Origin of the sequence: Pontibacter sp. H249 (assembly GCF_037892465.1) — a bacterium.
In the GTDB taxonomy this organism is placed as follows: Bacteria; Bacteroidota; Bacteroidia; order Cytophagales; family Hymenobacteraceae; genus Pontibacter.
The window spans coordinates 303884-324274 of sequence record NZ_JBBKTR010000001.1; the positions used below are offsets into that span (position 1 = coordinate 303884).

A 20391-nucleotide genomic window follows, 5' to 3' on the forward strand; every position below is an offset into this window, starting at 1 on the left:
GATTAAGGCTCAGTCACTGTAATGTATTGCGGTACCTCAACTGCCCCAACGGGAGTTTCAACTGTGGGTTTTATCTGAAGTGTAAGATTCTGGCGCAGGTCTTTTTTCAGAGATAGCAGCGTCATTAATTTAGACAGGCCTTCGTAATTGCGTACCCCCTCCTGCTCAGCCATTTTCACTACTGTTTTAATGGGCAGCTCATTTAAACCATTCTGCAACTCTATTGGCAGGGCTATTACCCCATCTAAAGTTTGTTTGCCATCTACCAATAGCTGCCATTTTAGCTGTGTTATCGTCATTTGCCGTGATACCTCCGGGTCCGGCATTGAAACATTTAAGTATAAGATGGTGGATGCCTGCAGGTTATTTTCAGATATAGAGGCCAGTATGCTGTCCCCTTCACGGGTTGTAAAATCAGTCGGGTTGCGCTTTTGCATTACATCAATACCGTTCAGCTTCAGGTCCTGTACTTCCTGTAAACTATACTTTGCCTCAGTAAATGCTTTTAAATCACTGGCCTGCTTGCAACTAAAGCTAATCAAACTGATCAGGACCAACATTATCGCCATACTTCTCTTCATACTTCTACTGTTTTATAACCTCGGTTATACTGCAAATCGTGCACCAAAGTATACTTCCCATTATCGGCTTCAAACCAAATGAGGTAGGTACAGCAGACCTCCATACCGTGATTATTAGTATAAGCGGTAAAAAGAAAAAACGGCAAACTGTTTCAGGAACAGCTGCCGCTTTCAACTTCAACTAAACTTACTAAATCTCTTTAGGTAACTAAATTAATACCTTTTATGGTATACAATATCACCAATTTTTACGACTATAGCTAACTCATTGCTGAAAAAGCCATAACAATAGCCACCACCATTAAAATAAGCAGACGAGTTTTCATAAAACGTTAGGATATATAGCAAATATACTATTTATTATTTAACCATTACCTTTCAAATATAAATTTTTTATAAAAATACCCCTATATATTTTAGCTTATTTTTGATATTATCATGCATTACTCATTGTAAAACAATTTTCTTAAAGGTGCTTCCTTTGTCAGTTTGCAGGCGCAAGTGGTAAATTCCTTTTGGTAGGTGCCCTACTTCCAGTTCTGCTTCAGATGCTATTCTGTTTAGAATCTTAGTTTGTGTTAGCTGTCCTGTAGCGTTGTATAGGTACAGGTACTGAGGCAGGCCATTAGCAACCGAGGGATCTAATTTTATGTGCAAGCGCGTGGTTGCCGGGTTTGGGTATACTTCCAAGTATGCACTTAACTCATCGGCTATACCCGTTACTGCATCGCTGCTAAGCCTGAAGATTTTTCTGCCGGTGCCATAACTGAGCACCAACAGTTCGTTTTCCTCATCAACAGCAAACGATGATACTAAAAAGCCTGCATTTAGTAGCAATGTGTTAGCGCCTGCAGTTCCGTCCGGGTTAAGAGTAAGAGCCCAAATATTGCCGCTTACATAATCTCCGTAAATGTATTTGCCTTGCAGCTCGGGTAGCAAATTGCCTCTGTAAATATACCCCCCAGTTATGGAGCGACCTGCCCCACTGGCGTGTGTATAATCGAAAACAGGAAGTATAAGCCCGCTTGTATTACAATTGCTGGACGGTGTATAGCAGGCGCTCCCTTCCATAATGCGCCAGCCATAATTGCCACCATTGTTCACTTTATTTATTTCTTCTCTTGTGCCTTGCCCTACATCGGCAGCTAACAATAAGTCGGTTGTCTCATCAAAACTAAACTTCCAGACGTTACGGAACCCATAAGCATAAATTTCTTCTCTATAGCCTGAGGTGTTATTCGCGAAAGGGTTGTCGGCAGGTATACCGTAGCTTCGGCCCTCTGTGGCAGCATTTATATCAATTCGCAGAATTTTACCAAGCAGGCTTGCCAAATTCTGGGCATTGTTCTGTGGATCTCCGGCACTACCACCGTCTCCGGAAGAAATATAGAGGTATCCATCGGGCCCGAAAGCAATCTTACCGCCGTTGTGGTTCGCAAATGGTTGTTCATAAGTTAGCAACACAACCTCACTGCCAGGGTCGGCAGTGTTGGCTGCAGTAGCTGTAAATCTGGATATCCTGGTCTGGAGAGGGTTGCCAGTTGTGTAGTTAACATAGAAATAACCGTTTGTCTCGTAATCCGGATGCAATGCCAGCCCCAGTAAACCTGCTTCTCCTCCTGCCACTACCCTACCAGAAATATCCAGGAAAAGAGTAGGCTGAGCGGTAGCTTTGCTTTCAGTTGGAAGCCAGTATATGCTTCCTCCCTGCTCTACCACATATAAACGACTGTCATTATTGCCCACAACTGCCTCCAATTGGTTAGTAAATGGAGCAGCAGGATAGGCTTCGCGCAACGTGTATTCCTGTGCTAATGCTGGTTTAAAAGATGAGGTAAGTAAAAGAATGAAAAAGATCTCTTGTAATAATGTTTTCATAGGAGTAAAAGTATAAAGTGGCAGGTGATAAACTCTATACGAGAATAAGATATCATCCAGATTAACAACCACTTATTTACCTATACTTTATTAGCTAGCACACAAAAAAAGCGCCCCGACTTTTAATTCGTCAGAGCGCTTTTATTTTTTCAACGCAAACTGCTTTAGTCTTCGCTAAAGCTGATCTCGTATTTTTTATTACAGGTTGAAAAGGTAAGCTAGAGAAACACCAAACACGCGGTTTCTGGTTTTTGGATCATTACCTTCTGTTTCGCTAAGACCTGTGAAGCCTAAACCATAGCGTACATCTAAGTTCAATTCACCAGGACCAACTTTGAAAGCTGTACCAACACCAAAGCTTGCACCAAGTTCTAAGCGATTATCCGAATCATCGAATTCATAATCTTCAGATGCCTCCATGCTACCAAATTTAGCAGTAGATTTACCACCTGTCCAGTATCCAAGAGTAGGACCGCCTGTTACGAAACCACGAACCTGCTCGCCACCAAATGTTATTTTAGCTAATACCGGAACCTCAATGTAATTTAACTTACCTTTAAGGTAAGCGTCATCTTCTCCAATTTTATAGCCCTTTTGTACATACAGTAGCTCAGGCTGAATAGAGAACATGTCACTGATCATGAAGTTCGCTACAGCACCAAACTGTATACCAGGAGTGGACTTAATATCATCATTAGTTACTTCCTCATCACCATCATCAGATAAGGCTACTTTGGAGAATGTTGCTCCTACACGTGGACCAACTGAAATTGATTGTGCCATTGATGTAGCAGCAAAGCATACTACGAAAAGCAATGCTAGTAAAAATTTGTTTTTCATAAAAAGGTTAAGTTGATAAATGTTCGGTTCAAATATCAGTATATTTTATTAATAACATCCTATAACAACTATATATAATTTATAAAATACTTATGTGCGCCATAAAAAAAACACCCTGACACATTATAAGCCAGGGTGTTTGTAATTTATACTTCAAAATTTAGCTTTTACTTAAACATACCTTTCAGTTTAGCAAGCTTCGCCTGGAAATCATCCATTGGCTCTTCTTCGCGCTTGTTGTTGCCGCCTTTGCTGCGGTTACCGCCACCGGCTGGTTTAGGTGCAGCAGGGTCGCCTTTCATGCTTAGGGAAATGCGCTTGCGGTTGGCATCCACTTCCAGCACCGTTACCTCTACCTTCTGCCCTACCTTTACCACATCGTGCGGGTTGCTCACAAAACGGTCTGACAGGTGGCTTACGTGAACAAGGCCATCCTGGTGCACCCCGATATCCACAAAGGCACCGAAGGCAGTAATGTTGGTTACAATCCCTGGCAATTTCATGCCTTCGCGCAGGTCTTTTATCTCGTTCACGCCCTCTGTAAAGCTAAAAGCTTCAAAAGTCTGCCGTGGGTCGCGGCCTGGTTTGGCCAGTTCGCTTACGATGTCCTGCAGGGTTGGCAAACCAACGGTGTCCGTTACGTAGTTTTTTAGGTTGATCTGCTTGCGCAGTTCATCCTTCTGCATTAAATCCTGAACCGTTACACCCAGGTCTTTTGCCATCTGCTCTACAATCGGGTAACTTTCAGGGTGTACAGCTGAGGCATCTAATGGGTTCTTTGCATCACGTATTCTTAAGAAACCTGCGGCCTGCTCAAATGCTTTATCACCTAAACGGGCAACTTTCTTTAATTCTGTACGGGTTTTGAATGGTCCGTTCTGGTTACGGTACTCTACTATATTTTGCGCCAACGCAGGCCCTAAACCGGAAACGTAAGTAAGCAGCTGCTTGCTGGCGGTGTTTACTTCCACACCCACGGCATTCACACAACTCATTACCACATCATCCAAAGAATGCTTCAACGCAGACTGGTCCACATCGTGCTGGTACTGGCCAACGCCTATACTTTTAGGATCGATCTTTACCAGTTCAGCCAATGGGTCCATCAGGCGGCGGCCAATAGATACTGCGCCACGGACGGTTACGTCCTGGTCTGGGAACTCCTCACGTGCAACATCAGAGGCAGAATAAATAGAAGCACCACTTTCGTTAACCATCACCACCATGACAGAGGCAGGTAGTTTCAGGCTTTTTACAAAGGCTTCGGTTTCGCGGCTGGCAGTACCGTTACCAATGGCAATGGCCTCTACCTCGAAGCGGGTAACCATGTAGCGCACTGCCTGCGCTGCCTCCTGCTCTTTGTGCTGGCCAGTATGTGGGTAAATTGTTTCGTTGTGCAGCAGTTTGCCTTGTTTATCTAAAACCACCGATTTTACGCCAGTTCTGAAACCAGGGTCCAGGGCCAAAACGGTTTTCTGACCAAGCGGCGAAGAAAGCAATAACTGGCGCAGGTTATCTGCAAATACACGGATGGCTTCTTCGTCGGCACGCTTTTTAGAACTCAGGCGTACTTCGGTTTCCATACTTAGCTTGAGCAGACGCTTGTAGCAATCTTTGGCAGCCAACTTTACTTGCTCTGAAGCAGCGTTATTGCCCTCCACAAACATATTTTCCAGCTTCGCTAGTGCAGCTTCTTCATCCGGCTGGGCAGTTAGCATCAGCACCATTTCGGTTTCACCGCGGCGCATGGCAAGTATACGGTGCGATGGCGCTTTCTCAATTGCCTCTTCCCACTCAAAGTAATCCTTGAACTTCTGGCCTTCTTCTTCCTTGCCCATCATCACGCGGCTCTTGAACACGCCCTGCTTCTCGAACAACTGGCGCATGGCAGCACGAGCTTCGGCATTTTCGTTCATCCACTCGGCCATAATGTCGCGGGCACCAGCAAGGGCCTCGTTCACATCCTTCACCTCTTTTTCTTCTGAGATAAAGTTGGCGGCCTCGGCTTCTACATCAAAATTGTCCTGGGCAAAAATACGTTCTGCCAACGGCTCCAAGCCTTTTTCGCGGGCGATGGTTGCCTTGGTTCTGCGCTTCGGCTTGTAAGGCAGGTAAATATCTTCGAGCACAGCCATGGTTTCGGCAGCCATGATCTGGGCCTCCAGTTCCGGCGTAAGCTTCTCCTGGTCTTTAATAGACTTCAGTATACTTTCGCGGCGTTTGTCGAGTTCACGTAGCTGCTCTATTCTGTCACGGATGGCAGCAATCTGCACTTCGTCCAGGGAGCCGGTAACTTCTTTTCGGTAACGCGAGATAAATGGTACGGTAGCACCCTCGTCGAGCAAAGTGGCTGTGGCCTCTACCTGTTTAATGGTAATAGAAAGCTCAGAGGCGATCTTTAATAAGTGTTCTAAATTAGGTTCCATATATTGATGTAAGACAATAGTCGGATTAGTGAGCAAGAGGCGCTCTGGCAGCAGCTGTGCTTTTGATGTGATTCCCTGCAGTTTCCTTCGCCTCTGTTTGCATTTTTTAGTAGTATAGTTGAAATACCGGAACGTCAAATTTAAGGGATATTGCCTTAATCTGAAACAAGATTCTCTTATTATCAGCTACCCTACACCATGCTTTTGCCTCCTTTTTCCTAACTTGGTCATGTTGAGAAAGTATAAACGCCATAGTTACCCGTTCTATTTACTGCTTGCACTACTGCTGCTTTGCCAGAGCTGTGTTGTGCAGAAGCTGGACCATACCCCTTACGCCCAAACCGATTACTACCGCAAAACCTTAGCCGGACTGGATACTTTAGCCAATCTTACCGCAACCGGCGACACCTTAAAAGTAGGATGGGCTAAAGTAAACATTACGCCTCCCGTAGGCACACCGCTGGCTGGTTACGGAAAACGGAAAGGCATGAAGTATACAACTGTGCACGACTCTGTTTGGGTACGCACTTTCGCTTTCGATAACGGCACGAATCAGGCATATTTTGTGACGCTGGACATGCTGATAACGCCCATGAGTGTTGCAGCTGAGCTGGAGGAAAAGTATAAAAGTATAGGTTTAAGTTCTGACCAAGTATACTTTGCCGCTACCCACACCCACAGCAGCTTTGGCGGATGGGGCAGAAAGCTGGCTGGCCGTATTATGGCTGGCAAGTATAAAAAGAAAGTTGTCCGGCAAACGGCAGCGCATGTCATCCAAAGTATAAAACTGGCCCAGGCAAATGCGCAAACATCAAAAGTGGGCTATGGCACGGCAAACGGAGCCGCCTTTGTTAAAAACCGGCTTACCGGATCAATAGTCGAAAGAGACACAACTATTCGGTTTCTAAAATTTGAGAATCAAAACGGGGAACAGGCTATACTTTGCACCTTTTCGGCGCACCCGACCATACTTCCATCTATACAGCCTATACTCTCCGGCGATTACCCAAACGTGTTGGTGCATAAACTGGAACAGGAAGTTAGCTTCGCAGCTTTTTCGGCAGGGGCAGTTGGAAGCCACTCCAGCATTTACTCGCACGGCGACAGCTTCGAAAGCACCCAAGATGTGGGCCGAAGTATAGCACAAAGTATACTTACTGCAGCTTCTGAAACAGAAACAGTTTATACTTCTGAGCTTCAGTCTCGCCGCCTGCCACTCCACATGCCGGAACCGCACTGGCGTCTGGGCGAGAATAAACGCTTTGCACCCGGGTTGTTTTATACTTTCTTTGGAAAATATGACGCTTACGTTAATAGGCTGCAAATAGGGAATACTACTTTACTTGGTGTGCCAGCTGATTATTCAGGTGAGTTTATGCCTTCGCTGGAGGCCACGGCTGCTGCACAAAACAAGCATGTTATACTTACCGGCTTCAATGGCAGCTACCTGGGTTACATTGTACCAGACACACACTATAACCTTAAGAAGTATGAGGCCAGAGCCATGAATTTTTATGGTCCCACAGCTGGCAGCTACCTTACCTATTTACTCCAGCAGCTGCTGCTAATGCAGTTCTAAGATTCTACTTACTGCTGTACTGCTTCTACTGCCTTTGAATTCATTGCTAACAAGTACAAGTTCGAAAGCTTTGGTGGTTCTCCTACCCTATTATTGATAAGGGTGCACCAGCAAACGAAATGTTTATTATATAAATATTTTAACCTAGCCTCACTACAATTCCCAGGCAAAACAAGTATAATCAACGATTCCATCAGGCAAATTCAAACTCAAGTATCAGTACAATTCAATACGCCATATTTAACCCATATTACAATTACATTCTTTATTTAATCCATAACAAAACATGTAGTTTCCCTGTTTAATAAGTATAGTAGTTGCCCATAGCAGGCAATTTTGTACAATTTAAATTAAGACTCATGGAGTTTATACCAAATATAATTTTATTTACCATCGTAGGTTTATACCTGCTATTGCTGGTATTTATACTGGCTTGGGTGTACCACGATGCAGAATTACGCGGAATGAATGGATGGCTTATTGTAGCCCTGACATTTTTCTCCGGTACTTTATTCGGAACGGTTTTATGGTTAATGTTGAGGCCTAAACTTGAGCCGCAGCCGGTGCCTATCCGAAGCTAACTTATTTGATAAGTAGTAGATTGATAATTTTCTAGTTTTAATGTAGCAGCTGACAGCAATCTTTGTTGTCAGCTGTTTTTTTTTGTGGGTTTTATACTTTTACGGTAGCCGCAGGAAGTGTTTTAAAGTGATTATATTTGAAAAGAATAAAAGGACATAAACATGAAAAAGCTCTTACTAGGGATTTGCCTCCTTGTAAGTATACATGGCCTTGCGCAACAGCAGGCTTACAAAAACCTGGTGTTGGAGGGCGGTGGTGTTCGCGGCATTGCTTACGGTGGCGCTTTAGCAGAACTTGACTCACTTGGTATTTTACCTCAAATTAAGCGGGTGGGTGGTACATCGGCAGGCGCTATACAGGCCGCTTTACTCGCCGTAGGCTATACCCCCAACGAGATTACTGACATCACTTTTACTACTCCGGTACAACAGTTTAACGATGGCCGTTTTATATTTTTTGGTGGCACCAACAGGCTGTTTAAACAGTATGGCTGGTATCGCGGCGATAAATTTACAGATTGGCTAGGCAAGCAACTAGAGGCGAAAACTGGAGAAGCCGACATTACTTTTGCAGAGCTGCATGCACTGGCAGTTCAAAATAAGGCAAGAGATCTTTACGTTACAGGCACAAACCTGACCGACCAATGCGTAATGGTTTTCTCTCATGAAACTTACCCGAACATGCAGGTAAAACACGCGGTTCGAATTTCGATGTCTATCCCATTGTATTACCGCGCCGTGCTCCTGGACCAGCAAGGCAATATTGTAACCAAACCCGAGAAGGGGCAGCAGTTAGATGTTTTAGTTGATGGCGGTATTCTGGCAAACTTCCCGTTAACACTCTTCGACGATCCAAAGTATCTCGATCAGGTTTTGCCGGAGCAAAAGAACTACGACACACAAGGCATCTTTCATAACCCACAAACACTTGGGCTGAGGCTCGACCGCGACGAGCAGATAGCTTATGACGAGCAGCAGGCAGGGTTAGCACCTTACAACATCAATAAGTTTAGCGACTACATGAGTGCATTTTACACCATTGTAAAAGAAAGCCTGAACCGCCAGAACCTGACACCGCACGACTGGGACAGGACAGTATCTATCAGTACTGCTGGTTTTGGCTCACGGGTACGCAAGCTCAGCGAAACAGAAAAAAGCACTTTATTGGTTAGTGGGCGCAAAGGTGTGCAGGCATTTATAAACAGAGCGCAGGCAACTATCCATGACTAAACACCAAGATATACAGCAGGAATCGCTTTTTGTACAGGTTACTACCACTGATAAGCTGCACCTGCGCCGTATAAGCAAACACCACCAAGGTCCGCCGGTGCTGCTGGTGCACGGTTCTATCGAAAACGGGAAGATCTTTTATACTAGATCGGGTAAAGGTTTTGCGCCATACTTGGCCAACTTAGGTTACGATGTTTTTGTGGCAGACCTGCGCGGTCGCGGCAAAAGTACGCCGGCCATTTCAAGGTTCTCTGATTTCGGATTGAGCCATACATTAGATAAGGACTTTCCGGCCATTGTCCGGAAGATAAAAGAGCTGAAAGGCGATGTGCCGCAGTATTGGGCTGCCCACTCTTGGGGTGGTGTACTGATGCTCGCTTATCTGGCACGGCCTGTAGAGCCGGTACAAGTGCAGGCCATGGCCTTTCTCGGCAGTAAAAGGCGCATCAGCATTAAAAGCTTTAAAAAGTTTATGATGGTGGATGTAGTCTGGAACTGGACTTCGAAAGTGGTAGTGGCTGCGAAAGGTTGGTTGCCTGCCAAACAAATGCGCATCGGCTCCGACAGCGAAACCCGCCTTACCCACTCTCAAACCCACGATTGGGTAGTACAAAAAGAATGGCTGCACTGGCACGATGGCTTTAACTACGCTACTAAACTGCAGCAAATGAACCTGCCACCTACTTTATATTTAACCGGAGCAAAAGACGATGTACTGGGCCACCCCGTTGATGTAGAGAAACTGATGCAGGAGACTGGATGCCGGAACTGTCAATTTAAAGTTTTAAGCAAAGCTAATGGCAACCTGCACGACTACGGTCACATCGATATCCTAACGCACCACGATGCACCTCGGGATCATTTCAGGATGGTAGCAGACTGGTTTAAAAATAATTCTGTTGTTGCAACGCTTACCCCTGGTTCGGGGTCAGTAGATAAACAGTAATCTTTAATTGTTAAATTTACACCTATTACACTTTTACATCACCCTTCATGAAAACCACCCTAAAAACCAGCCTGGCACTTTTGTTTGGAGCCGTTTTGCTTAGCTCATGTGAAAAATGCGACACCGCTACCACGACAGAACTAACAGAAGCAGACATAGACTGGCTATCATACACCGATCCTGTACCAACCAACGGAAAACCAGACACCATTCGATTCGAGAACGAAGTTGAAGCCGAGGTAAAGTATATTCGCTCTCAACTGTATTCGAACTCGGTACCAGGCGAAGGATACTCTTTTGATGATAAGTGTATTGAGCAACTAGATACCCAAGCAAGCGCTGTTATTGTAGATGTTGCCAGAAAAATGCCGGGTATGGCTACTTATTTGTTAAAACGCCCGAATGATTTTAAGGTACAGGTGCTGGTAGAGAACCTGGGCACGTACGACATCAATACAGCGGCTCCTACACATGCTACAATTGATATTGATGGTAAAACTTACCAAAATGTATATGAAATAAACGTAGCCGGAAACGACACTTATAATGCCGGCAAGCTAAAGAAACTCTACTTTAACAAAGACAAAGGCTTTATAAGAATAGAGTTTTATGGAGGCAAGTTTCTGCAGCTAAAGCAATAAAAACAAAAGGCGACCTAATTAAGTCGCCTTTTGTTTTTATGCGTGCTGATGTTCTTTGTTCAGATTTTCAAGTACCTCAATCGCAGTTTTCACATGCTCCAGCGGCTTCGTCATGGAATTAAAAATATACTGCACAACACCCTCTTTATCAATAATGTAAGTTACACGACCAGGTAATATCCCTAGTTTGCGAGGCACTCCATACAACTTACGCACACGTCCGCCTTTATCACTTAAAAGTATAAAAGGCAAATGGTGCACACGCTCAAAGCGTTTATGCGAGTCTACACTATCTGAGCTGATACCTACTACTTCAGCGCCATGCTCTTTAAAAGCCTCGTACTGGTCGCGGAACTCACAGGCTTGCTTGGTGCAGCCGGGGGTGCTGTCTTTCGGGTAAAAGTATAGCACCACATTCTTTTCTTGCAACAGGTCTTTTAAGCGAAAAAAACCTCCATCCTGCCTGGTCAATTCAAAGTCAGGAGCTTTATCGCCTACCTTTATCTCTTCTTTACTCATAATTCATAAACCAATTCACCACTATTAATAACCAAACCTGCTGTAAAAAGTTCGCTTGCAAGTTAGATTTAATTAAGGCTACCAACCAAAGAAAAAAGGCAGTTTTAGCTTAGAAAAAAGAATTTAAGCATCTTTGCACATACCCTTACACGCAGCATGCCCATCATAAACGTTATCATACCCGCCTACAACGAAGAGAAGTCAATTGCTAAGGTAGTGCAGGATATTCCCGAAGGGTTTGTAGACGAGGTGATTGTGGTGAACAATAACTCTACTGACGAAACTGCTGCGGTAGCCAAAGCAGCTAGAGCAACGGTACTACACGAACCAAACCCCGGCTATGGTAACGCCTGCCTGAAAGGAATAGCTTACGCCGCTGCAAAACCACAAAGTATACGCCCAGATATCATTGTTTTCGTGGATGGCGATTACTCCGATTACCCAGAGGAAATAACCAAATTGGTACAACCTATACTAGAAGGCCAGGCCGACATGGTGATTGGCTCAAGAGCACTGGGTAACAGAGAGGCAGGTGCCATGATGCCGCAGCAGATATTCGGGAACTGGCTGGCTACTACGCTGCTGCGCTGGCTGTATGGTGTTAAATACACTGACCTGGGACCTTTCAGAGCTATTAAATTGCAAACGCTGCTAGACCTGAACATGCGCGACCGCAACTATGGCTGGACAGTAGAAATGCAGGCCCGGGCCGCCAAACAAAAAGTGCGCTACACTGAGGTGCCTGTAACTTACCGCAAACGCATTGGTTATTCTAAAGTATCGGGTACAGTTAAAGGAAGCGTAATGGCAGGGTATAAGATAATATTAACGATATTTAAGGTGTTGTTTTAATTTATTAAACCTTGGAATTCTCTGCATTAAACCTTGCTTTCTTAGCGTTAAATTTGAACCGCAATGCACACAAAGTATAAGGCAACGGGCACAAAAATACTACTATGAGCATACTGGAAGTATCGGTAATAGCACTTTATGGCCTCTGCCTGGCTTTTATCTTTTGCTATAGTATAGCCCAACTGCACCTTACTATACTTTACTGGCTTCATAAAAAGCGACGCAGGGAACAAACTCCAAGTATAAATCCAGCCACACTTGTATGGCCTAAAGTTACAGTGCAGTTGCCCCTTTACAATGAACGTTATGTAGCAGAGCGCCTGATAGAAGCCATAACCGCATTAGATTACCCGCACGAGCAACTGCAGGTCCAGATTCTAGACGACTCTAATGATGAAACCACAGCCATTGTACAAGAGAAACTAAAGCAGTATCCTGAACTGAATATCCAGCACATCCGGAGGCCCAACCGCGAAGGCTTTAAGGCCGGTGCCCTGCAATATGGCCTGCAAACAGCCACAGGCGAGTTTATTGCCATTTTCGACGCTGATTTCTTACCTGCCCCAGACTTCCTGAAGAGCACCATCTCCAGATTCGACAATGCCAGAACCGGAGTTGTGCAAACCCGCTGGGGCCACCTAAACGAAAACTACTCACTGCTTACCAAACTACAGGCTTTCGGGCTAAATGCGCATTTTACTGTGGAGCAAAGCGGAAGGTACAGTGGGGGGCATTTTATTAACTTTAATGGTACAGCCGGTGTGTGGCGCAAAGCATGTATAGAAGATGCCGGAGGCTGGCAGGCCGATACCCTCACCGAAGATTTGGACCTAAGTTACCGGGCACAGCTAAAGGGCTGGCAATTTATTTTTTTAGAGGACGTAGAAGCGCCAGCTGAGTTACCGGCTGCCATGGGCGCCTTAAAATCGCAGCAGTTCCGCTGGACAAAAGGTGCCGCCGAAACTGCACGTAAACATCTTGCCAGGGTACTGCAATCAGAAGTGCCGCTGTCTACCAAACTGCACGCTACGTTTCACCTGCTCAATAGTATGGTGTTTATCTGTGTGTTGTTAACGGCGGTTCTAAGTGTGCCTATACTATTCATAAAAGACAACAATCCCCAGTTGGCAATACTTTTTAAACTCGGATCGGTGCTTATATTTAGCCTGATGGCCCTGGTCGCTTTTTACTGGACGGCCCTTTACCAACAAAGCTACCATGCCTGGAAAACTACCAAGCGATTTATTCCCGAATTTTTCCTTTTCCTGTGTATTTCCATGGGGTTGTCGCTGCACAACAGTATGGCGGTGGCAGAGGGGCTATTGGGTATCAAAACACCTTTTATCCGGACGCCAAAGTATAACCTGCTGCAAACCCGGGGCACCTGGAAGAAACAAGCATACTTTATGCAAAGTATAAGTCCTGTAACGGTAGTAGAAGGCATACTTGCGCTATACTTTGCTGCGGGCATTGTGCTTGCATTCCGCCTCGGCGACTATGGTTTGCTGCCTTTCCATGTGATGCTGATGTTTGGGTTTGGAGCAGTTTTCTTATATTCGCTATCCCATAACAGGCGTGCGTGAAACATCTTTTAACCAAAAGCCGGATTGCTGCTTATACACTGCTGGTATTGTCGGCGGGAGTGTATTTTCTGCTGGCCTATAAAACCCCGCGCACCGACTTCACTCAGCTGCTCCTGCTTTATACATTTGCGTTTGCGGCTTACTTATATGTAGCCAATTACAAGCTCAACATCTGGCATAGTATAGCGGCAGCTATGGTATTCAGGCTGATTTTTATAGTTGCGGAGCCTGCCCTTTCTGATGACTACTTCCGATTTATCTGGGATGGCCGTTTATTGGCAGCAGGTATAAACCCATATGCACACATTCCCACTTACTTTATACAACCTGGTGCCCTACAAGTAGCCGGTATCACCACTGAAGTATACAAACAACTTAACTCACAGCAGTACTTTAGCGTGTATCCGCCGGTGTCGCAGGGGGTATTCTGGCTGGCGGCAAAACTCTCTCCGGAAAGTATAATGGGCAGCGTTGTAGTAATCCGGTTTGTACTTATACTTGCTGAACTTGGGAGTATACTGCTGCTCCTGCGCCTGCTACGTAAAATGGGCCTGCCCGAAAAACACCTGCTGCTGTACGCCCTAAACCCGCTGGTAATTATAGAGCTTACAGGTAACCTGCACTTTGAAGCACTGATGATCTTTTTTGTGCTACTGGCCCTGCACCAGCTTTTTTACCAACGCATACTGGTATCAGGTGTGGCCATCGGGATGGCAGTAGGCACGAAGCTTTTGCCGCTCATGTTTCTACCTTTCCTTCTCCGAAAGCTGGGTAGCCTCCGGTTTATAGTTTTTACTGCTGCCATGGGAGTTACGCTATTCTTCCTGTTTTATCCGCTTGTAACCTATGAGCAACTGATAAACATGTGGCAAAGCGTTGACTTATACTTCCATCGGTTCGAGTTTAATGCCAGCATATATTACCTGCTGCGCTGGATCGGTTTTAAGCTTACCGGCTATAACCAAATTGCTGTATTGGGGCCTGTACTTTCCATGATTACCATGATTGCTATTTTTTCGCTGGCTTCTGTTAAAAGGCTTGGGTCTGTGCGCAGGCTTGCTGGTTATATGGCGGTGGCGCTTACCTTATACTTCTTTCTGGCAACAACCGTGCACCCTTGGTACATCTGCACAATACTTGCCCTTACCGTTGTTAGCCGCTTCAGGTATGCTGTGGTATGGTCGGGTTTAGCTATTCTTACTTACGCCGCTTACCGCCACACCCCCTACCGCGAAGATCTTAGTCTTGTATCCCTGGAGTATGCCCTTGTTTTCCTATGGCTTGCTGTAGAATTATACCTGTACCGCCAGCGCCGCAAGCATGCCAACTTGAAGGAGTAATTAATATAAACACATTTGCTGCTTATATAGAATTCTTTATATTTATCATTAACTCTATTTGCCTTATCTGTTAATTTTGGTAGATAAGCCGAATAGAGTTCCGTTTAGCTGATAGTTAGGTAGTATTTGAATTATAAATTTTGAGCAAAAGAATCAATGAACTATAAGCAGTTTCTTCTTGGGCTAATTACTATAGTTCTCACAGGCTGTTCAGGCTATACTAAAAAAGATGGTAAGGTTTATCTAAGAAGTTCTAATGAAGCAAGGATTGGTGTAAGATATTTGGAAGTAGAAAATGCTGATTACAGCTCATTTAAAGTTATCAATCATAATACAAACTTAGACCTTGCTAAAGATAAGAACCATGTATTTGTCGGAACTTCAATCTTAGCTAACGCTGATCCATCAACTTTCGAACAAATCAAAAAGTACTACTGGAAAGATAAAAACCACGTCTACTTATTGCAGTTCGGAGTGAATGACAGTAAGATAAAACTAGCCGATGTAAACACCTTTGAAGTAATAGACAATCTTTGGGCAAAAGATAAAAACCATGTTTATCATAAATTTGAAAAATTAGATGGCGTAGCCCCAAATGAATTTGAAGTCATAGATGAAGATTGGGGTAAGGACAACAACTTCTTCTACTGGCATGAATTAGGAATAGACTCACTAGATTACACTTCCGCCATGATTCTTAGCCCCTACTACATAAAGGACAAAGATAACGTCTATTACAGGAATCAATTAGTTGAAGGAGCTAATCCTTCAGCCTTTGTTCCAGATGGAGTTGGCTGGTTTGGGCATGATGATAAGAATATGTATGATAGGGAAAAGAATAAAGGCCCTATAACAGAGCAGTATAGAAAAACATACTTACAGTAAGAAAAAAACAGTACCCAACCACACCCATAAGCCAGCTACGCCGCCTTATGGCCCAGTCCGTTGGCTGCAACATTATGAAAATTTACTTTATGACAATCTGAACACCGTTTGGTAGGAAATATGAAAATTTTAAAGACCATCTTAATTTTAATACTGACAGCAGTTTTAATTTCTGTTGGGTATGTTTACGCATTGACATTCCAACCGGAAGGGCGTTTGGATTGGGGGCAAGCTTTATTTTTAAAATTGATTGGTGACAATGATGAACAAGTAAAGTCACTTAAAAAAATGACAGTTCAGGAACGTAGCCATTTTATAGATGCATTGCCTTTTAATACTACAGGTTTAACTATTGATACCCTTAAAATTACGGAGGATAGCCTTACAGTCTTTGTATTCAAACCGCAACATCTACCTGAAAACAGCCCTGTAATTGTTTATTTCCACGGTGGGGCATTTGTTTTACCCTGGACAAACTTGTCGGTAACTTATGCCACGCGCCTGGCGCATACGTTCAATGCAATTGTGGTTGGTGTCGATTATAGGGTTGCCCCGGAACACCCCTTCCCCACACCTAACAATGACTGCTATGAAACACTGCTTTGGACAATAGATAATATAGAAAGATGGAAAGGAAACCCCAATCAGATAATAGTAGCTGGCGAGAGTGCAGGGGCAACTTTGGCAACAACAGTAGCAATAAAAGCCAAGGACGAGAAGCTTACAAATATCAAGTATCAACTTTTAGATTGCCCGGTTACCTATGTGCCTTTCAAAACGGTTGCATATCAAAAGTTTAAGCGCGGGTACTTTTTAGAAGAGACTGAAATGCTTTTCGGTATAGGAAGTTATTTGCCAAACAAGGCTGATCATACAAATCCGTTAGCGATGCCATACTATGTAGACAATTTATCAAACCTGCCCCCGGCCTTTGTAATAACCAGCGAATTTGATCCTTTGAGAGACACAGGACGGGATTACGCAAAGAAATTAACCGCGGCAAAAGTTCCAACCATACATAAAGAGGTGAAAGGCATGCTACACTGCATACCAGGGCCACTTAATGAAAAGGATAGAGTTGACTTATATAACCAAGCAGCAAAAGAATTCGCCGGTAGAAAGCGTATTGAAATATAAATAACAAACTAATAGGAAAGGCAGCAGCCAACGGGCTCTTGGAAAAACTTTGGCAGAAATTACAAATATGAAGAAACCACCCAAAGATTATAGAGCTGTAACTTCGCCATCATATAATGTACAGGTCTATGACTATTGGGGTGATTGCTATGAATCAGTATTCCTGATGCATAAGCCGTTCTTCAGATTCAGGTCTCATTCTAAATACAACATTGATAGGATCAATAAAGAGAGAAGTAAATGGCATTCTATCATACAGAACGAATGTGAGCCAATCAAATGGCAAGAAGTTAAAGAAAAAGGTGGCTTTGCCGAATATTGGCAAATTGATGACGGTTTAAATATAAACCCCGACTTCATTGATAACAAAAAAAAACTCGAAGCAATTACGGATGAACTGGAACTCCTATATCCTTACGAAGACTTCTTTTCTCCCTTTCAAGTAGACACGATACAAAATTCCCTGAAATACTTAGGTTACAAAGAACTTGTAATTGGAGCAGAACATCCTGAGATTGATGAAGAAGAAGTGTACGACATAAACACGAACAGGAGCAACTTATGGAACAGCAGTAACATTTACCCAGCAGATAAGAAGATATTGTTTACTTCTCCTTTTGATATGCACGTATCTTTTATCTGTTCAGAAAGGGAAGTTATAGAAAAGTTAAAAGAAGAGTTTCAAATTGAAGGCTTTTACTGTAGTGCTGATACAACTACTTGGTGGTCCAGAAGGACAGAAGAATTAGTGAAATTTGAGGTATAAGTCACACAGTAAAATGTAGTTCATATGCTCAGCTTTGCTTCGCCTATTGGCTGCACGGGTAACTTTAGCTGCTATTTTAAATTTTGAAAAATATTTAGAGCATATCCTTAATCTAACAAGGTAACATGTAAAGACTTTTACTTTTGATGGGTTTAGTCAGTATTATTACTGTTGAGACAGCTGCCCAAGATTCGCTTCTTGTCAGAAGTTTTGAGTCTAATAAATTACCAAATATACCGTTTGATAATCTTTGGCAAAAAACAAATCCTGTTACCGTTAGGCATTTATCAGACCATGCTTCTGGGTTAGGAGACCTGCGGCTATGGCACCTTTTCATCACTAGCTCAACGGCTACTACACTAGCCTTGCGGAATGTAACAATAGCACAAGCAAGCGTCTGGGCCAGAAAAGACTTCAGCATTTAATAATTAACAATATGCCTACTCCTGCCCTATTTCCTTCAGCGGCTCCATCAGGAAGTTGTTAAAAGGTTTTAAGGCACGCATGGCATCCAGCACCACACTCATAAAATCAGCACTTAAAACAGTTTTATCATCGATTGGCATTACAGCATTCCAGCTTTTAAAGCGTAGGTACTCAATGGCCGGATTTTCTTTATCGTAGCCTTTGGGTGTGGTTTTAAGCTGCTCGCCGCTTATATTTCCGAAGCGTTTCTTAAAATCCGGAGTCTCAACTATACTTTTAAACTCATCCAGACTATAGTCTATTTCCTGGCGCACGGCTTTCAGGTAAGCTGCCGGTGGCATCCAGAGCCCGCCGGCTACAAAGGAGTTGTTATTGCCAGCCAGGTGCAGGTAATACCCCGGAAGTATAGATTTTCGTCCGCCCTCTGCTACATAAGCTCCGAAGTGGTCTTTGTAAGGTCGCTTGTCATTGGAGAATCTTACATCTCGGTAAATTCTGAACACTAAATCTTTGCCTTTCTGGTCTAGCGCTATTGGCTCGAAAGCGGACATTTCTTCCAGCATCTCATCCAAGAAGCTAGTATAATTTTTACGGGCCTCCTCGTAGCGTTTTTTGTTCAGGTTAAACCATTCCCGGTTATTGTTCTGCGTAAGATCGGTTAAAAACTGGAGGGTACTTTTAGCTATAGTAGCAGACATTGCTTTTGGTTTTACTTTTAATTTAAAGAGAAACGCAGAAGTAGGCGTATCGGTTAAAGATAATTTATTTTAGAAGTACTTTTAGTAGCATATCAAAAGGAGGCATAAATAAACCAACCTTAGCGTCAATTGTTGTATAATCACGTAAAGATAAATAAGTCTATACTTTAGAGTTCATCATCATGCTACGCCTCCTGTTCACGCTGCTTTATACTATTATTGCCACAGCAGTAATAGCACAGCAGCAGACACAGCAGCAGGCCCTGCCTTATGATAAGGCGAGACTAACCAATGCAATCAGTGCTTATGAAAGTATGGTTGATGCTGGTAACTGGAATACGTTTCCGGAAGGACTGATGTTAAAACCCGGCGACACTACCCTACAAGTAGCCGCCCTGCAGGAAAACCTTATACTTACCGGCGATATGCCACTAGATTCTGCAAGGGTTCCGGCACTTTATACAGCAGCACTGAAAAAAGCAGTACAGAATTTTCAGGCCAGGCACGGACTTCTAACTGATGGCGTGGCAGGACCAAATACACTAGCCGCCATGAATGTGCCGCTGGCACAACGCTTATGGCAGTTAAAACACAATCTCTCGCTCTGGGATTCCGCTTTTTTCGCCGTACAGCAACCATACGTAGTTGTAAATCTTCCTGATTATACTTTGCAGGTAGTAGACAGCAATAAAACAGTGCTGCAAATGCGGGTGATAATTGGTAAGCCAGAACTGAGAACATACCCTATTCTAAGCGAACTGGATATGCTGGTGCTTTACCCTTACTGGTATATACCTACTTCGATCGCTGTTAACGAGATAGTGCCGCTGCTGCGCAAAAACCCGGGGTACTTGGCTAAAAAGAAAATGGTTGTGGAAAAACAGGGGCCGAACGGTTGGGTGCGCGTGAACCCTTGGGGCGTGAACTGGAAAAGTATAAATGCCTCTAACTACACGTACCGCATCTACCAGCTGGCTGGCAAAGAAAATGAGCTTGGGCAGGTTAAGTTTCTGTACCCTAACCGGCTGCCGCAGTATATGCACGACACACCTAACAAACAACTGTTCTCCTACCCCAACCGCACCTTCAGCCACGGCTGCATCCGCCTAGAAAAACCGTTTAAACTCGCAGATTACATTCTTGAGAAAGGCTCAGGCTACACACCAGAACAAGTAAATAACCTCTGGAACCAGGACAAACCGAATCACTACATTAGGGTAAAAAATCCGCTTCCGCTACGTATTGTGTACATTACCGCTTGGGTTGATACGCTTGGGCTAGTGCAGTTTAGGGATGATATGTACCGACTCCACCAGCCACCGCAGTTAAGTGTTGATGAGAGGTAGCAGTGTTTTGTTAAGTTCTGGACAGTAACACATCAGATTTCAGCAGCATGTGGCCAACCACTACTGCCTCTCCTTAACCTTGGAGGGAAGTTTTTACTTACCTTGTCCTCTGCCACCATAATAGTAACTGTTGTTTC

Annotated in this window: 19 protein-coding genes; 13 read left to right on the top strand and 6 right to left on the bottom strand. The window is 44.0% G+C overall.

Annotated features, from left to right (window positions below; translation table 11 throughout):
- Positions 1-2: 2 nt before the first annotated feature.
- The 4 genes from WG943_RS01220 to WG943_RS01235 form a co-directional block, all read right to left on the bottom strand.
- Positions 3-581: a hypothetical protein gene (locus tag WG943_RS01220; RefSeq protein WP_340406292.1), complete on the bottom strand. Its 579-nt coding sequence runs from the start codon at positions 579-581 to the stop codon at positions 3-5.
- A gap of 447 nt (positions 582-1028) precedes the next feature.
- A complete protein-coding gene (locus WG943_RS01225; RefSeq protein ID WP_340406293.1) occupies positions 1029-2459 on the bottom strand; it encodes a PQQ-dependent sugar dehydrogenase in 1431 nt (476 codons plus the stop codon).
- Positions 2460-2657: 198 nt separating this feature from the next.
- A complete protein-coding gene (locus WG943_RS01230) occupies positions 2658-3299 on the bottom strand; it encodes a porin family protein (RefSeq protein WP_340406294.1) in 642 nt (213 codons plus the stop codon).
- 167 nt (positions 3300-3466) lie between these two features.
- Entirely contained in the window at positions 3467-5725 is a 2259-nt protein-coding gene (locus WG943_RS01235) for a Tex family protein (protein WP_340406295.1), read from the bottom strand.
- A 229-nt stretch (positions 5726-5954) separates the two neighbouring features.
- Between WG943_RS01235 and WG943_RS01240 the strand changes: the two genes are divergently transcribed.
- From WG943_RS01240 to WG943_RS01260, 5 genes are all read left to right on the top strand, one after another.
- Complete coding sequence (locus tag WG943_RS01240; RefSeq protein WP_340406296.1) at positions 5955-7304, top strand: neutral/alkaline non-lysosomal ceramidase N-terminal domain-containing protein; 1350 nt, start codon at positions 5955-5957, stop codon at positions 7302-7304.
- Between the two features lie 359 nt (positions 7305-7663).
- Entirely contained in the window at positions 7664-7885 is a 222-nt protein-coding gene (locus WG943_RS01245) for a hypothetical protein (protein ID WP_340406297.1), read from the top strand.
- Positions 7886-8047: 162 nt separating this feature from the next.
- A complete protein-coding gene (locus WG943_RS01250; RefSeq protein WP_340406298.1) occupies positions 8048-9115 on the top strand; it encodes a patatin-like phospholipase family protein in 1068 nt (355 codons plus the stop codon).
- Positions 9108-10061 (top strand): alpha/beta fold hydrolase, encoded by a 954-nt coding sequence (locus tag WG943_RS01255; RefSeq protein WP_340406299.1) that lies wholly within the window; start codon positions 9108-9110, stop codon positions 10059-10061. The genes WG943_RS01250 and WG943_RS01255 overlap by 8 nt, the downstream gene beginning before the upstream one ends.
- 47 nt (positions 10062-10108) lie before the next feature.
- The gene (locus tag WG943_RS01260; RefSeq protein WP_340406301.1) at positions 10109-10702 is read left to right on the top strand and encodes a hypothetical protein; all 594 of its coding nucleotides are present in this window, start codon (positions 10109-10111) and stop codon (positions 10700-10702) included.
- 36 nt (positions 10703-10738) lie between these two features.
- Here WG943_RS01260 and WG943_RS01265 read toward each other — a convergent pair whose 3' ends face one another.
- Complete coding sequence (locus WG943_RS01265; protein WP_340406302.1) at positions 10739-11221, bottom strand: peroxiredoxin; 483 nt, start codon at positions 11219-11221, stop codon at positions 10739-10741.
- A gap of 156 nt (positions 11222-11377) precedes the next feature.
- Between WG943_RS01265 and WG943_RS01270 the strand changes: the two genes are divergently transcribed.
- The 7 genes from WG943_RS01270 (at position 11378) to WG943_RS01300 (ending at position 18209) form a co-directional block, all read left to right on the top strand.
- Positions 11378-12073, top strand: coding sequence for a glycosyltransferase family 2 protein (locus tag WG943_RS01270; RefSeq protein WP_340406304.1), 696 nt, complete (start codon positions 11378-11380; stop codon positions 12071-12073).
- 104 nt (positions 12074-12177) lie between these two features.
- On the top strand, positions 12178-13656 hold the full coding sequence (locus tag WG943_RS01275; protein ID WP_340406305.1) for a cellulose synthase family protein: 1479 nt from the start codon (positions 12178-12180) through the stop codon (positions 13654-13656).
- Complete coding sequence (locus WG943_RS01280; RefSeq protein ID WP_340406306.1) at positions 13653-14996, top strand: glycosyltransferase 87 family protein; 1344 nt, start codon at positions 13653-13655, stop codon at positions 14994-14996. The genes WG943_RS01275 and WG943_RS01280 overlap by 4 nt, the downstream gene beginning before the upstream one ends.
- Before the next feature lie 156 nt (positions 14997-15152).
- Entirely contained in the window at positions 15153-15881 is a 729-nt protein-coding gene (locus WG943_RS01285) for a DKNYY domain-containing protein (RefSeq protein ID WP_340406307.1), read from the top strand.
- Positions 15882-16001: 120 nt separating this feature from the next.
- On the top strand, positions 16002-17018 hold the full coding sequence (locus tag WG943_RS01290) for an alpha/beta hydrolase (protein ID WP_340406308.1): 1017 nt from the start codon (positions 16002-16004) through the stop codon (positions 17016-17018).
- Between the two features lie 49 nt (positions 17019-17067).
- Positions 17068-17784 (top strand): hypothetical protein, encoded by a 717-nt coding sequence (locus tag WG943_RS01295; protein WP_340406309.1) that lies wholly within the window; start codon positions 17068-17070, stop codon positions 17782-17784.
- A gap of 146 nt (positions 17785-17930) precedes the next feature.
- On the top strand, positions 17931-18209 hold the full coding sequence (locus WG943_RS01300) for a hypothetical protein (protein ID WP_340406310.1): 279 nt from the start codon (positions 17931-17933) through the stop codon (positions 18207-18209).
- 15 nt (positions 18210-18224) lie between these two features.
- On the opposite strand, the gene WG943_RS01305 is transcribed toward WG943_RS01300, so the two are convergent.
- A complete protein-coding gene (locus WG943_RS01305; RefSeq protein ID WP_340406311.1) occupies positions 18225-18908 on the bottom strand; it encodes a DUF2461 domain-containing protein in 684 nt (227 codons plus the stop codon).
- 182 nt (positions 18909-19090) lie between these two features.
- Here WG943_RS01305 and WG943_RS01310 point away from each other — a divergent pair, with 182 nt between their 5' ends.
- On the top strand, positions 19091-20254 hold the full coding sequence (locus WG943_RS01310; protein WP_340406312.1) for a L,D-transpeptidase family protein: 1164 nt from the start codon (positions 19091-19093) through the stop codon (positions 20252-20254).
- The last annotated feature ends 137 nt before the right edge of the window (positions 20255-20391 follow it).